This is a genomic window from Halomonas sp. ALS9, from assembly GCF_001651035.1.
GTDB lineage: Bacteria > Pseudomonadota > Gammaproteobacteria > Pseudomonadales > Halomonadaceae > Vreelandella.
In genome coordinates, this window is the sequence record NZ_LXRG01000201.1 from 264,854 (window position 1) to 279,743 (window position 14,890).

Annotated in this window: 13 protein-coding genes and 1 tRNA gene; 6 read left to right on the top strand and 8 right to left on the bottom strand. The window is 54.1% G+C overall.

Translation table 11 applies throughout. The annotated features are described in order from the left end of the window. Positions 1 to 87 precede the first annotated feature (87 nt). The 3 genes from minE to minC form a co-directional block, all read right to left on the bottom strand. Entirely contained in the window at positions 88 to 339 is a 252-nt protein-coding gene (minE, locus tag A6R74_RS19075; RefSeq protein ID WP_007111776.1) for a cell division topological specificity factor MinE, read from the bottom strand. Further along, a complete protein-coding gene (gene minD / locus A6R74_RS19080; RefSeq protein ID WP_064236043.1) occupies positions 336 to 1,154 on the bottom strand; it encodes a septum site-determining protein MinD in 819 nt (272 codons plus the stop codon). Before minD ends, minE begins: the two co-directional genes overlap by 4 nt. Before the next feature lie 156 nt (positions 1,155 to 1,310). Then, entirely contained in the window at positions 1,311 to 2,057 is a 747-nt protein-coding gene (gene minC / locus A6R74_RS19085; protein ID WP_064236044.1) for a septum site-determining protein MinC, read from the bottom strand. Positions 2,058 to 2,298: 241 nt separating this feature from the next. Between minC and A6R74_RS19090 the strand changes: the two genes are divergently transcribed. Further along, on the top strand, positions 2,299 to 5,115 hold the full coding sequence (locus tag A6R74_RS19090; protein WP_064236045.1) for a DUF349 domain-containing protein: 2,817 nt from the start codon (positions 2,299 to 2,301) through the stop codon (positions 5,113 to 5,115). Between the two features lie 61 nt (positions 5,116 to 5,176). On the opposite strand, the gene phbB is transcribed toward A6R74_RS19090, so the two are convergent. Continuing rightward, entirely contained in the window at positions 5,177 to 5,923 is a 747-nt protein-coding gene (phbB, locus tag A6R74_RS19095) for an acetoacetyl-CoA reductase (RefSeq protein ID WP_064236046.1), read from the bottom strand. 270 nt (positions 5,924 to 6,193) lie between these two features. Here phbB and A6R74_RS19100 point away from each other — a divergent pair. Continuing rightward, positions 6,194 to 6,270, top strand: a tRNA-Met gene (locus tag A6R74_RS19100). A gap of 89 nt (positions 6,271 to 6,359) precedes the next feature. On the opposite strand, the gene A6R74_RS19105 is transcribed toward A6R74_RS19100, so the two are convergent. Next, complete coding sequence (locus A6R74_RS19105) at positions 6,360 to 6,701, bottom strand: YbjQ family protein (RefSeq protein ID WP_064236047.1); 342 nt, start codon at positions 6,699 to 6,701, stop codon at positions 6,360 to 6,362. Positions 6,702 to 7,137: 436 nt separating this feature from the next. Here A6R74_RS19105 and A6R74_RS19110 point away from each other — a divergent pair, with 436 nt between their 5' ends. The 4 genes from A6R74_RS19110 (at position 7,138) to A6R74_RS19125 (ending at position 10,593) form a co-directional block, all read left to right on the top strand. Continuing rightward, on the top strand, positions 7,138 to 7,791 hold the full coding sequence (locus A6R74_RS19110) for a DUF1523 family protein (RefSeq protein WP_064236048.1): 654 nt from the start codon (positions 7,138 to 7,140) through the stop codon (positions 7,789 to 7,791). Positions 7,792 to 8,248: 457 nt separating this feature from the next. Continuing rightward, complete coding sequence (locus A6R74_RS19115; protein WP_064236049.1) at positions 8,249 to 8,701, top strand: tellurite resistance TerB family protein; 453 nt, start codon at positions 8,249 to 8,251, stop codon at positions 8,699 to 8,701. Positions 8,702 to 8,757: 56 nt separating this feature from the next. Beyond that, the gene (locus A6R74_RS19120; protein ID WP_064236050.1) at positions 8,758 to 9,735 is read left to right on the top strand and encodes a calcium/sodium antiporter; all 978 of its coding nucleotides are present in this window, start codon (positions 8,758 to 8,760) and stop codon (positions 9,733 to 9,735) included. A gap of 243 nt (positions 9,736 to 9,978) precedes the next feature. After that, positions 9,979 to 10,593: a LysE family translocator gene (locus A6R74_RS19125; protein ID WP_064236051.1), complete on the top strand. Its 615-nt coding sequence runs from the start codon at positions 9,979 to 9,981 to the stop codon at positions 10,591 to 10,593. Between the two features lie 153 nt (positions 10,594 to 10,746). Here the strand turns inward: A6R74_RS19125 and A6R74_RS19130 are convergent, their stop codons facing one another. From A6R74_RS19130 to A6R74_RS19140, 3 genes are read right to left on the bottom strand one after another with little or no spacing between them, the layout of a single operon-like run. Continuing rightward, positions 10,747 to 12,240 (bottom strand): helix-hairpin-helix domain-containing protein, encoded by a 1,494-nt coding sequence (locus A6R74_RS19130; protein ID WP_064236052.1) that lies wholly within the window; start codon positions 12,238 to 12,240, stop codon positions 10,747 to 10,749. Continuing rightward, positions 12,237 to 13,844, bottom strand: coding sequence for a PP2C family serine/threonine-protein phosphatase (locus A6R74_RS19135; RefSeq protein WP_064236053.1), 1,608 nt, complete (start codon positions 13,842 to 13,844; stop codon positions 12,237 to 12,239). Before A6R74_RS19135 ends, A6R74_RS19130 begins: the two co-directional genes overlap by 4 nt. Beyond that, positions 13,841 to 14,890 (bottom strand): TerY-C metal binding domain-containing protein, encoded by a 1,050-nt coding sequence (locus A6R74_RS19140; RefSeq protein WP_064236054.1) that lies wholly within the window; start codon positions 14,888 to 14,890, stop codon positions 13,841 to 13,843. The genes A6R74_RS19135 and A6R74_RS19140 overlap by 4 nt, the downstream gene beginning before the upstream one ends.

Genomic DNA, 14,890 nt, shown 5'->3' on the forward strand with positions numbered 1-14,890 from the left:
CACTCCGCTGGGCAATGAAAAGCCCAAGCCTAGCACACCCGCCACCCCTTTCGCCCCGTCTTCAGCTCTGTGACGTTGGTAAGGGGCTTAGCTCTTTGGAAGCGTAACGTTAAGCTCTAGCACAGAGCAGTTGTCTTCGCTGTCCAGGGAAATTTGAATAGCGTCATCGTCCACGTGAACGTAACGACGGATCACCTCAAGCAGTTCGCGCTCAAGCATCGGCATATAATCAGGCTGGCCGCGCTGGCTACGCTGATGCGCTACAATAATTTGCAAACGTTCTTTGGCTACAGAGGCAGATTTCCTGCGCTCACGCTTCAAGAACTCCAGTAATTTCATCGGCGCGCCCCCCCAAACATACGGCTCAGCAGGCCCTTACGCTGCACTTCGTGAAAACGCAGCGGCATGTCTTCACCGAGCAAACGCGATACCGTATCGCTATACGCTTGCCCCGCATCGCTGGAGATATCGTGGGTTACCGGCACACCCTGGTTAGAAGCACGCAGCACGGCTTCCGACTCAGGAATTAAGCCCAGCAAGTTAATTGCCAAAATTTCACGTATATCGTCCAGCGTCAGCATATCGCCGGAGGTCACTCGCTCGGGGTTATAGCGAGTCACCAGCAAATGCTCCTTGATAGGGTCATCGCCCTGCTCTGCACGCCGGGTTTTCGAGGCCAGCAGCCCCAAAATACGGTCGGAGTCTCGTACTGACGATACTTCAGGGTTGGTGACTACAATCGCTTCGTCAGCAAAGTACATGGCCAACTGGGCACCACGCTCAATACCGGCGGGTGAATCACATAGAATGAAATCGAAATCTTCTTTCAACTTCTCCAAAATCTCCGCGACACCCTCTTGGGTCAGAGCATCTTTATCGCGGGTCTGGGAAGCTGGCAAAATAAATAAATTCTCGACGCGTTTATCACGAATCAGCGCCTGGTTGAGCCCCGCTTCACCTTGAATCACATTGACTAAGTCATACACCACGCGGCGTTCGCAGCCCATGATCAGGTCGAGGTTACGCAAGCCCACATCAAAATCGATTACAACGGTTTTTTTACCGCGCAGCGCAAGTCCAGTGGAAATTGCCGCCGCACTGGTGGTTTTACCGACCCCTCCTTTACCAGAGGTCACTACAATTATCTTGGCCAAAAGTCACTTCCTTCTTGAAGTCGTTCGACGCGAGCGCGAGTCGTTGGCGCTCTGCGCATAACGGGAACGTCAATGTCATCAACATGCCATACTGTAACGGATAGCGTCTTCGGCGTCGCTAGGCATGAAGCACCAACGCAGCCTCATACAAATACCTTAGCTCAGTGGCTTAATTTCAAGCTGTTCTTTTGTAAAGTGAACTTCTGCGGGCGTCCCCAGAAGCTGTGCATCGATATCTTCCGAACGTTTGTAATTGCCTGCCACTGAGAGCAATTCAGCCTCCAATTCACGGCAGTAAATGCCCGCTTGGGTATTACCATGAATGCCTGCCAGCGCACGGCCACGTAGCGCGCCATAAACATGAATACTGCCGGCTGCCAACACTTCTGCCCCGGCATTCACCGCCCCGATCACGACCAAATCGCCATCAGCGGCGCTGACTTGCTGCCCAGAACGAACGGTACCGCGATAAAGCCGGGTGGCAAGCGATGGCGCTTCCGCCTCGCTCAGCTCTTCCTCACGGGCGACTTCTTGCACTGGCGAGTTACTGACGCTTTCAAGCACTCGGGCACGGCCTTCTGCCACCGGTGGAAACCAACCCAATCCCAGCGCCCAGGCCGACTGGCGTACCGGCTCGGTGCCACCGCGCACGGCCACCGGCAGCAGTTTATGGTCACGGCATACGGCACAGATGCGTTCAAGAGCTAAGTGGGGTTCATCGAGTTTTTCCACGCTGAGCACAACCGGTGTATGCTGAAAGAAAGCGGGCGACTGGGAGAATTTTCCAGCCAACTGCTGCCGGATTTGCTCCGGATCAGCACTACTTAACTCCATGACGGTCATCGGCAGCATGCCGCCTTTGAAGGTAAAGGCCACTGCGGCACTATCCACGTTAAGGCTCATGGCCGAACTCCCCGTCATGTTCATATAAGATTAAGGTAGCGTACTATCACGCATTTCGTCGTCTAGAAACACTGTAGTCTAAAAACAGTGTGGTCTAGAAGCAGTGTGGCCTAGAAAATAGCTGTTTGTCACACCATGCTTATTACAAGATAGTAAGGCCAAGCTAAGCGACAGCGTCGGTGACTGCAACCACCGAGCCGTTTTTTTCATGCTACGCATTTCATAATTAGCAGGATGATCCATGCACGGACTGTTAAGACGCCTGTTCGCACCTCGGTGGCAGCACCCTGACCCCGAGGTGCGCCGTCAGGCCCTCCAACGACTCAACCCCGAACAAGCAGAACAGCGCCAAGCGCTGCAGTCACTCACTCAAGATAGCGACAGCCAGATTCGCCTTGCCGCGCTGCTGACCCTGGATGACTGTGAGGGACTGGTCAACGCTTATCCCCATTATCAGCAGGAGGAAGCCTGGTTCAATGCCATTTGCCAACGGCTAAGCGGGAGTGAGGGCCATAGCGACCTACACCAACGCCAATCACTGGTCGAACAGATCGAAGATCCTCGGGTGCTTAGTGCGGTAGCCATGCAAGGTGACAATCTCAATCTGCGCCTGGTCGCACTGGGCAAGCTTAACGCTGAAGATGATTTGATTCGCCAAGCCTGCCATAACGGTGTGGCCGCCGTTCGCCATCAAGCGGCCGAGCGCATCGAGGACGAAGAAGGGCTTAAGCGGTTAGTGAAAGAGGCACGCCGCGATCGTCAGGTGGTGCGCCTGGGGCGGGAACGCCTCAACCGCTTGCGCAGCGACGCCCAGTGGCTGGAAGCCGAGGTGCAGCAGCGCGAAACGCTTCTAAGCCAACTAGAGCAGCACGCCCGCGCGCCTTGGGAGCCGCTCTATGGCGGACGCTTTCGCCACCTTGAACGCCAATGGGAGCAGTTGACACAGCCGCCGAGCGTGGAGCAGGAGCAGCGCTTTCATCAAGCCCTGCTCACTTGCCGCAAAACACTACACGACCATGAAACCCAAGAGCAGGCGCGCCAGCAGAGCGATGAGCGCCGTGAAGAGGCCGAAAACACCCGCGAACAGCTGCTTGAAGGCATCGAAGAAACCCTCGACGGCTTGCGCCACGCTTCCGTTATGACCGTTCAAGATATCGATAGCCTGCGCGCCCAGCGCCAGTTGCTCGGCCAACGCTGGCAGGCGCTTTCCGACATCCACCCACCCAGCGAGACACTACGCCAGCGCTACACGCTGGCGATTCAGCACTACGATCAGTGTTTAGAGGCATGGCAGCGCTGGTGCGCGGTAAGCGCCTCCATCGAAACAGCCCTAGCCAGCGGCGACCACGCGACTCTGGCCACGCTGATTAGCGAATGCCAATGGCCGGACGCCTTGACGCCCCCCGCGCTGCTCGGCCGTGCCCAAGCGGCTCTCCACATTGAAAACACCGCGCCCTCGCAGCCTGCAGAAGACAACACCACACTGGAGGCCCATGACGCGGAACTCGACACCTTTGAGCATTTGCTAGAGCGCGGCGCCTTTAAAAGCGCCAGCCGCCTGCATCAGCGGCTAAAACCACGCATCGAAGCGCTGGAAAGCCCCGCTGCTCAACCGCTCAAAACGCGCTTAAAGCACTTAGCCGCCCGGTTGGCAGAACTACGTGACTGGCGGGGGTTTGTCGCCGGGCCAAAGCGCGAGCAGCTATGTGCCAGCATCGAAGCACTGGCGAACGATATCCATATGGCGGAAGAAGCGCTTGACCGCCACCATCGCCAACTGGTCAAAGAGTGGAAATCACTGGGCGATGCCGCGGCCAACCGCGAACAGTCCGCGCGTTTTCGCAGCGCTTCGGATCGTATCCATGAGCGCCTCGCCCCTTGGCGGGATCAGCTCAGCCAAGAGCGTGAGAGCAACCTTCAAGCCCGCGAGGCGCTGTGCGACCAGCTTGAAAGCCTACTGGCCCAGCCCGCTGAAGACGCAGACCCTGATGTGCTGCGGCAAATTCGCGACAAAGCACGCCACCAATGGCGGCACTATAGCCCCGTGCCACGCGAGCGCTCTGAAACCGTTGGGCGTCGTTTCGGCACTATTCGTCACCGTTTGCAGACCTTAATTGATCAACGCGCTGAGACTATCGCCTCACAAAAACGCGAACTGATTAGCCAAGTGAGCGCGCTGCGCAACGACGACAGCCAAGCGTTAGCCCAGCGTATTCAGTTGACCAAACAGCTACAGCAGCAGTGGCGAGCATTAGGCCGAGCCCCCAAAGGCGAAGAGCAAACGCTGTGGAAAACCTTTCGCCAAGAGTGCGACCAACTCTTTGCCCTGCGCGATGCGCATAAAAATGAGCAGGCGGCGCGCCAGCAACAGCAGCTGGATGAAATGCAGACCCTGATCGACGAAATGGATAGCTGGCAGCCTGTTGAGGCCAGCGAGGCGGCCACACTGGATCGCTTTATCGAACAGGCCAGCCAGCTTGAGCCGCTGCCACGCAATCGGCGCAGTGAAGGCATGCAGCGAAGGATGAGCGGGATTGTGCGGGCGCGCCGCGAACGCTTAAACCGTCTGGCGGTTGCCGATACGGTTCAGCAATGGCACGCGCTCATGCCGTTAGTGAATGCTCACTTGGCTGCCGACCAGCGCTATCTCAGTGAAGGAACTCCCAGCGATGTGGATACCCAAACGGTGCTTAGCGCTTCGCTCCCCCCCGCCTTTAATGAGGCGCATGCTGCGCGCAATCAACAGCGCCATAACGTGGCAGCGCCGTTATCAGACGCGGATCACGCCCGCATAGCCGAATCCCTCGCTAGGCTAAGAGTGCATCTTTCGATGATGGCCGTGGGTAGCGTGCGGCAAAGCGATGAGCCACTGCGCTTGGCGATTCAGGTAGAGCGTTTAAATGAAGGCTTCAATCAAGCGCGCAGCCGTGATCAAGACGTTACCGATATTTTGGTTGCGCTATTGGCGCTAGGGCCGATGCCCGCCACGTTATGGGGCGCTGAAGTGGAAGAGTTGGATAACCTGCTTAGCCGACTGGCTCGAGTTCCGTTGCCGTAGCGTTAGCAAGAAAACGGGAGGCTTATAGCCTCCCGTTTGCGTTCTCCTATTGAGCTAACGACTAGCCCATGAACTGACCACCGTTGATATCAATGTTGGCACCGGTGATAAATCCTGACTCCTTATCGGCTAAGAAGGTGACCAATCGGCCGATCTCCTCTGGCGTGCCATAGCGCTTCACTGGGATTGTTTCCCGTATCGCTTCGCGCACTTTTTCTGGAATATTCATAATCATATCGGTGGCGATATAGCCAGGCGATACGGTATTGACGGTAATTCCCTTGGTCGCTGTTTCCTGTGCCAACGACATGGTCAAACCATGCATACCGGCTTTCGCCGCCGCGTAGTTAACTTGGCCAAACTGGCCTTTACGGCCATTGATGGATGAAATATTGATAATCCGGCCATAGCCACTCTCAAGCATCATCTCAATGACGCTACGGCAGGTGTTAAAAACGCTATTGAGGTTGGTGTCGAGCACTTCGTACCACTGCTCGTAAGACATTTTTTTCATGGTGCCATCACGGGTAATCCCCGCACAGTTCACCAGTACACTAATAGAGCCATACTTATCGTGGATTTCGCGAGCGCCTTCCAGGCAGGCGTTGTGGTCAGCAAGATCGACACCCGACAACTCGATATTTTTATAGCCGTCGGCGTGCTGCGTTTCTAACCAGGATTTGGCCTTGTCGGGGTTGCGATAACCCGCCACGACTAAATATCCCGCATCTGCCAACGAACGACAAATTGCCGTACCGATACCACCAGTTCCACCAGTTACCCAGGCGACGGGGGCTTGATTGGCCATTGACTACCTCCCTGAAATGACAAATGACTTGAGCCTAAAACATGTAAGTTGCGCCACAAGCCATTGTGAAAAAGCGCGACTGCGCCTGTATTACCCTAGTGCATGATTTGCTTAAGGAATGCACCAGCGTAAGATTTTTGTTATGGCTACTTAAAGCATAGCTGTACTCTCTCCATGTTGCAGCAGGTTGCGCTCAACCGCTATAAGCCGAACGTGTTAATCCCCCTATTGACTTCACATAAAACTTCTGTAGAATACGCCACACGTTGATGCGGGGTGGAGCAGTCTGGTAGCTCGTCGGGCTCATAACCCGAAGGTCATCGGTTCAAATCCGGTCCCCGCTACCAATATTTTGAAAGGCAGATCAGTTACATACTGGTCTGCCTTTTTTTATTGCCTGGAGCTCGGTGAGAGCACTCAGAAAAACTGAGCTGTATTACGCTCTCGCCACCTTCACCGCTGTACCTGTAGCAACCAAGAACAGCATCGACTTGCCGCCTCCTGAAATCTCGCTGTAATCAAGATCAATGCCAATCACAGCGTTAGCGCCCATTTGCGCCGCTTCTGCACGCAACTCATCAAGGCAAGCAACACGCGCATCACGCAATGCGTTCTGGGATGATTTATTGCGCCCACCAAAAAAATCGCGAAAGTTTGCGAATATATCCTTAAACACGTTCATGCCAAACACACACTCAGACGAAACAATGTCGATATGTTCGATTACTCGGTAGCCTTCAAGGTGCGACGAGGTAGTAAGGATAACTTGCTGCGACATTAGGTTCCTCGCTATCGGGTTAAGTCATGCATTCAATGAGATCGTTCTACATTACCTAGCCGATTAATATGCAGGGAATGCCGCCTAGTGGCAAAAGGAACTTTCTGACATGTCCATATAATTTCACTCTAACATCTCGCATTCACTGTATTTGGCTAGGCGCTCACATCAGGCAGCCTTCAAAAAAGCATCAATCAAGAAACAGCTCTCTATGCTGTGAGAATGGGTTAGGTCAGAGTTGCCGATGATACTCACGAATGGCATCATCAATGTTGATGAAGCGTGATGTCGCTTATCATTAACAAATAAACGCCTATCTTTGTGACGTTCAGGTGCAACTTGCCAACGGCTTGGCATCCAGCCCGATAGGCATCGCGCTAGGTGGGTGCCAGTATCAGCACATATTGCTAAAAAATGACCTTCAGGGAAATAATCAATGAAACGCCTAGGATACGCCCTGGTTGGCATCACTCTAATCGCATCCGGAGCCGCTTTGCACTACACCCTACCGCAGGTTGATGTCGTGCGACTGATCGGTACCGATGTTAAGCGGGTAGATACCCAGCATAATAATCAGGACAGTGAGTCCAAAAGCGCCGTAAGCACCATGGACGTGTACTTCATCCTTGCAGAAAGCGCGGAAGGTAATCCGCGCAATTATCGCAATGAAGATGCCGTTTTGTACGGAAAATTCGATAGCTCCAACTTGAACACTCGTGCCCGCTCGATTTCTCAGAACGAAAGTAACTTGGTGGCCGTTCGGCATTACGGTTGGCGTATTCCGATCTTCTCAATGTTTCCGAACGCCGTGAAGGTCTGGCAGGTCGAACCAGGCTACCGACACTTTCCGCTGTTCAATATCGTTGTCCTGACCTTGCTGGCGTTGGGGGGCACTTATGTCGCCTGGCGGGTTCGTCGTGCTGCCCGGCAACTGCATGCCCGTCGCGAGGCAGCGCGCGCCGAACGTGAAGCTCAAGCAGAGCAAGCACGCCTCGCCAGCCGCAACAACGATGACAGCCAACGCGCGCGCGATAAATTCCTGTCGGACAATGGCAGCTCCGGGCATCAGGACGACAACGAACGATCGTAATGCAGCATCACCTGAGTGCAGGCACTTAATATTGGAAATCAACGTTAAGCGCCTCTGGGCTCCCGGTGAGTTTTTTCAGATTGCGTAGCGCCGGGACTGCAAATTTTTTCTCTTCTTGAGTCAACCATACAAGGTCGCTGCTGTTCCTATTATGTGATGTCTGACAAGGAGTGGCTGCAGTCGTCAGATGCAGGGAAGTACTTATTGGCAGCAATACCAACCCAAAAATAGACCTAGCCAACGTCATCTGTCATTTGGTCGACAAGACGAAAGATGATGAATTGTGTCATTATATTCTGACTGATCGATGCCTTCACTCGGGGTCGTGTTATAGCATCAATGGCCACCACAAGCCGTTCGAAGCATACACCTCGCGAACCTTACTTAAGGCATTGGATAGGCTATCTGATTTAGCCCCCTAAATTTCAATGATTCATTATCAGACTGGAGAAGCAAGATGGCTCTTAATTGGCTAAAAGAAAACGTTACTAAGGCACGTGAAAACCTGACGGCTGAGGTAGCGAAGTTCAAAAACCGTACCTTTATGGAAGCAATAGTCTCTGGCTGCGCTCTGGTAGCCGCTGCTGACGGTTCAGTCGATGCCTCAGAAAAACAAAAAATGGCAGCGTTTTTAGAGCGCTCGGACGAGCTGAAGCATTTCGACATCCGACAGGTGATTGAGGTGTTCAATAAAGCCGTTGGCGATTTCGAATTTGACCATGAAATCGGTAAGGCCAATGCACTGCAGACCGTCGGAAAGGTACGCGGCAAGGAAGATCAAGCCCGGGTCATTGTTCGTGTCGTGTGCGCCATCGGTGCGGCCGATGGGGATTTCGATGCAGACGAAAAAGCCGTGGTGCGAGATATCGCGAAGGAGCTTGGCCTCAAGCCTGAAGAATTCGATCTGTAACACTTTCAACCACACAAACTATCCTCTCTTTTCGCCGTTTTTTTTCTGGAACAAACATGCACGAACTCAGCACCTACCAACTTTCCCTGATTGCATTTGGCGCAATCGCGTTTGGCGTTTGGCTGCTGATCAAGGGAGGGGACTGGACGGTCGATAACGCCGTGACAGTCGCCGGACGGTCAGGATTATCAAAGCTTTTCATTGCCGCCACCGTTCTAGCGTTCGGCACCTCTGCGCCGGAACTTTTCACCTCTGTCAACGCCAACCTATCTGGTTTTCCCGGCATTTCGGTCGGCAACGTTATTGGCTCAAATATTGCCAACATATTAATGGTAATTGCGGTATCAGCCCTGATCGCACCTGTCGTCTTTAGACGTGCAGATGTAGGTCTAGACACTATCGTAATGCTGGTCGCCACGGCAGGCATGACGGTGGCGGTAGTCGCTGGCACCCTGCCAGCCTGGGGAGGCCTGGTGATGGTCATCGCGCTTGCTGGCTACGTGTTCTACCAGTACAAGGCTAGCAAGCTCGACGTAGACGAAGTGGAAGAGCACGATACCGGCAGCCGTTTTCCAGGACTTATGCTGCTTGTCGGCATCTTAACCCTACTGGTAGGGTCTGAGATTCTGGTTCAGGGAGCGGTTGCTGGAGGGATTGCACTCGGCGTGCCTGAAGCCGTGATCGGCATGACCCTTATTGCCTTCGGCACCTCGCTGCCTGAATTGACCGCCTGTATAGCTGCCGCTCGCAAGGGCCAGAACGATATGATCGTAGGAGGAATCATTGGCAGTAACATCTTCAATATTCTCTCAGTATTGGCACTTTCTGCCGTCGCCAAGCCTTTGTTGATTGATCCACGTTTTGCATCTTTCGACATCTACGTAGTCGTGCTTGTAACCCTCGTCTTTGCGGCCTTCCTGCTCTTCGTAGGCAAGATCGGCCGCATAGCAGGCGGGATTATGGCAGCGTGCTATATCGCCTTTATCATCGCGCAGTACACGGTGGCAGACAGCGTCCTGGCCGTTACTTTCTAATTTACCGTATCGTTAGATTTTGAAATGAGCCAATCAGATGCACTGTCGCTTGCCAAGGGCAGTGCCATCTGGGTAAAAGCCCGCCAATACCAATAGTCCTGCGAGACACCTCTAAACAATCTGCAGATAGAGCCACCGAAGTTCTAGCCTCGAGTAATATTTATATTAACTAATTTGAGAAGACCTGCCATAAGTTAACCGCTAATATACCTTGTAAAAATCAACAGACATCAAGGAAAGCCTATGTCAATCAGCAACTTAATGGCATTCTGGGCGCTTTCAATTTCGCTAATTATGGCACCAGGAGCAGACTGGGCCTATGCGATTACAGCGGGCCTGCGGGAGCGGGCATTGGTACCTGCAGTTGTCGGCATGCTATGTGGCTATTTGGTGATAACCTTTGTATTTGCCGCTGGAGTGGGTGCGCTAATCGCCAGCATCCCTACAGTGCTTTCCGTTCTGACGGTACTGGGGGCAGGTTATTTACTGTGGCTTGGCATTAATATTATTACTCCCCTCTCTCAACCCACAGCAGATAAAAAACATACATCAAATACAGGGTTAGGATGGGGCGTTCGTGGATTCATCATCAGTGGTATGAACCCCGATGCATTGGTGCTGTTTTTAATTTTATTACCGCAGTTTACAAACCGTGAAAGCGAATGGTCAATTTCAATGCAGATAACTGCGATGGGCTTTGTTCAGATAGTTAACTGTGCTGTCGTTTATTTTCTCGTTGGTATTGCTGCGAGGAGCTTTATAGGCACGCGGCCTCACGTAGCACGCCGGGTTAGTCTATTTTCTGGTGCTGCCATGATTATAATCGCTTTACTATTAATAGCTGACCAGTTTCTGTGAGTAAGCGTTCATTACAAGCACTATGGCGATTACATACCCCATATCTACCCCTGTATGTTTAGTTCTTCTCAAGACAAACCCTAAATGCTGAAAAGCAGTTTTATCTAAATAAGCATGAAAGCCCACAAATACCGATAATTTTGCAAGGCACCTCTACACCATCTGCAGATAGAACAACCGGCTAGCGGGTGACTTGCCGGTGAGCAGCTGTAGCCCGTCCTCCAGTTCAATCTTGCCACCGATTGGTACGGCCTCACCGGTCTGGGCATTCTTCAAATCAGGCATATTTTCGTTGACCAAGAACCACCGCTGCTGGTGCAGCACGAAGTAGCCCACCCGCGATTTATGTTCATCGCCAAGCCGCTCGTTCGGCATAATCGTGCGATCTACATGCCAGGGGAAAACGCTCTGGTTTGAATACACCATCAAGCGATGGTTATCCGGCCGATAACGGTCTCCCCGCGATGAATAGAGGTTAATCACCGGCAGCTTTCCCTGGTACCGGGTTTGGCAGAAGGGGCAGCGCGGCGCCGTGGTGTTATCAAACACAAACCAGGCTTGTGGGCAGGCGCTATTCTGGCAGGGCTGAATCAGGTCTACCGTCTTCACCAGGGCAACCTCCCACTCATCCGCACTGGGACGACTGCGGGGATCATGCAGCCCATCGATAAAGGCACGATCAAACAACGCGGCTAGATAGGGCCCGGTGACGGTGTAGGGAAGTTTTTGAGGATCTTTCCAGGGCAACTCGGTCGGCTTCGTTGCGTCTGTTGGGCTCAGCCGATTGCTGTTGTCGCTGGGATGCTCTACGAACAGCGCCTGCTCACCCATCGTGAGTCGCTCATCCTCACTGGGATCAACAGCATGCACTTTTTGTCCGCGCAGGGGATGGCGTAACAGCAGCAGTGAATAGACCATAACGGCCAGCGCGTGCCGATCGGTGAAAATACTGGGTAAAACCCGCTGCGGATCCGTTTTCGGCAGGTGGCTCGTTGCCACGCATTCAGGCGCAATAAAGTCAGGGGTGCCCACTACTTCCGGGGGGAACCGGTCGGGCACAACCAGGCCATCCATATCGATGATACAGACGTTGCCGGTCGTCGGTGCTAACAATACATTCTTGTAGCTCAAATCACTGTGGGCGAGACCTGCCGCGTGTAGCCGGCGGACGGCGCGAGACAGCCGTAAGCAGAGCTGCAGATAATTAAGCCAGTTGCCGCGCTCTCTTTCGTCTAAGAACTTGAATTGGTTGTTGGGCGATGCAAACCACTTGCCTTCCTTATCCTTACCCTGAATTTTGAGCATGTCGTTGTTAAATGAACCATGCTCAAAGAAGAAATGGTCACGATAGAACGGTGCCACGACGCCGGTACGGCCATTGTGCTCTACCGTTGCCGTGGGCCAACAATACAGTTGATCCCAGTAGGCGCCCTGCTCATTGTCGAAGATGCGCTCACGGTAGGCTCCGGTAATCATCTCCAGGCGCTGACGGGCAGCATCATCAAGCTGGGCACGGTAGAAGGCAACCACATAGCGCTTGTCTGGGCTGGCGTAGACGTCTTTCATACCGCCCGTGGCGATGATTTTGTCTCGAAACTGAACTTGCTCACCGTTGGAGGCTGTTAGCGTAATAATGGGTACGCTCATACCAAGGCCTCCGAGTCGCCCATATCGGCTGGCATAACGCTGTCACGATAAAGCACTGCCAACGTCCGATCGTCGTGATGGCGCTCAACAAAAAAGCTCAGATAGTCTTGTAGCGGGTCGCGCTCAGAATCATCGTTGGGGGCTGCCAGGGCTGGCGCCAGCTCATCATAGAGCGCCCACCAGCTTTCACCGTCGTGCATATCGTTATCAGACGTGAATTTTGGATCGGTCAAGCCATCGGTGGCGACAATGAGAGCCTCCAGCGAAGAGAAAACGTTAATCTTCACCCGTTGATAAAGCCCCTCAGCCTCTTGGAAAAGAGGCGCGTCAAGAAAACGGGTTTGCCCGGCATGTTGGCCTGAATCGGCTGTAGTTAACATCTGGGCTTGTCGGCCCTCGTAAAGCGCCGCCACCGCACCGTCGCCAATCCCAAAAGTCACGACGATGTGACCATCAGGCGTTTCTTTATGCAGCGCGAGCAGCAAGGTCGTCGAAAAAGCTTTCGCCGGGTGCCCCGAGGCTTTGGCTTCCTCGGTAATCGCTCGATGACCCGCATGCACCGCGGTAATCATCGTCTGCTGCAGGGGTACCAGTAACGCCTGCGACATGCGAGAACGGTCTCCCCCTTTCCACCACGCAAGCGCAGCGGCTTCCAAAGCGGCCCCCTCGTTTGCCGCCAATGAGTTCAGCAGCTCATCGCGGGCCACGGTCGTTGCTAACAGGCTTCCCTGGCGAGCGTATTCACACGATCCCGCGCCATCCCCCACGATCAACACATTCCAGCCTGACGTTGCCCGGGCGATAGTGCCATGATCATCACGTTGCCCTCCTCGGTGGGCATGAGACCGACCGCGCTGGGAGCCCATGGCCATTTGCCAACCATCGCCACCACTTAGACGATCAACCTCTTCATCGGGCTTGGCATAGGGGGCATCAGGATCTGACGGCAGATTCTGCCATAGGTCACGAGAGCTGGGGATCAGCGCCAGCTTGAGCGTGAGCTCTAGTACCGTCTCGCCCTGCTCATCAAGACCCTGCACTTTCAATTGGAGAGACCCCTGGGCAGTCGGTGTGCCCTGCAGTCTGTGGTCATCGGACAATGACAGGTTACTGCCACCGTCATCTTCAAGCTGCAGCTTCGCGGGCAACTCATCCAGCAACTCATCAAGGCAAACGTCATAGGGTTGTCCCGAACGGCCGTTGGGGAGGCTCTCGGTACGAGTCGCGACGACCGGCACCGACGCTTCTGCAGGCGCCTCAGAGGGGATATCGCCCGGCTGGAGAGGCACGTCCGCTGACCGATCTTGGGGAGCATTACCAGTGTTGGCATTGTGATGTTCGGACACTGCGCTTTCCTCGCTGTCGCTGATGGGGAGGCCTGGGGTAAAGGCGGAGCCCGCTTCCTCTGCTTTCGTACCGTTCTCTTTTGACTGTTTGTAATGCTCAGACATGGTGGTTTTAAACTGCTCGCGAAATTCATCAATTAAAGTGGGGCCGTTTGTCTCCTGTATAACTCGCTCGATAAGCTGATCGGGAAGCCGTTGCCCAGGCTTTTCAAACAAACTGCTAATGACACGATGGTAGTAGTCTTGTGAATGCTTCACCCTTGCCCCCTGCCCACATCAAAACCGGCGCCTCCGCTACCTTGACCGAACGCGACGTTAGCGTCACACCAAGGGCACGTTTGCTGGCCGGGCCCGTTACAGCACATCAGTTTGCCGCAGCTGCATAATGCAAATGTGGTGACCGCGCCACAGTGAGGACAAGGCGGCACCCCTTCCAATTGGTCACTGCTAACCGATGCCTTTGAGCTGCTCTCCGAAGACCACTCGAAATACTCCTCGCCAAGTGGATAGACACCTTCAAGCCCATAAATACCCTGGGCGGCTGACGCTCCAAAATTGCCCGGCATTGGAACGGCGTTGTATTTGAGCAAGTACGGCTTTTTGTGGCGATGGCAGCGGCCGGTGAATACCACAACCTGGTCGTCGATAGGTGCCGCGTCACTGTCCTTTACCAAGCTAATTCCTACATCGCTCGCTTTGGAAAGTGATATTCCTGGCGCGTTTTTGCCCACATCCAGTGCCTGGCTCTGGGCGGCGACCGACGCGGAAACCCAGCGGGCAAAGCGGCTCAAATCTTCGCCGGTACCGTTATCCAGCGACACCACGTCATCGGTCAACTGCTTGAGCACTTGAGTATCCGCAGCCCCCCCGAGGGTAACGGCAATCAAATGCGCGCGGCTGGCGTAGTGCTGGCGCCAGCGTTTGATAGCAGCATCGGTGCGATCAGTCGGGCGACCATCGGTTAATAGGTAAATGACCGGCTCCCAGTCTCCTCGCTGATTGGGCGTGGTTTTTTTAACGTCTACCTCAATGCGGGTCATCAGCTCATCCAGGGCTTCCCCCAGAGCCGTCCCGCCGCCAAGGGGTAAGCGCGGTGGATAAAAACTCATCAGATCCACCATAGGCACGACGGTACCCACCTGCCCGGCAAAGGCGATCACCGAAATATGCACGGTCTCCAAGGCGCTTGGATCCTGGCGAAGCTGCTCAACGATAGATTCCATCGCCCGCTGCAGTTGTGCATGGGGCTCACCGGCCATGGATTCCGATACATCGAGCACGAAGAAAATGGGTAAGCGTCTCAT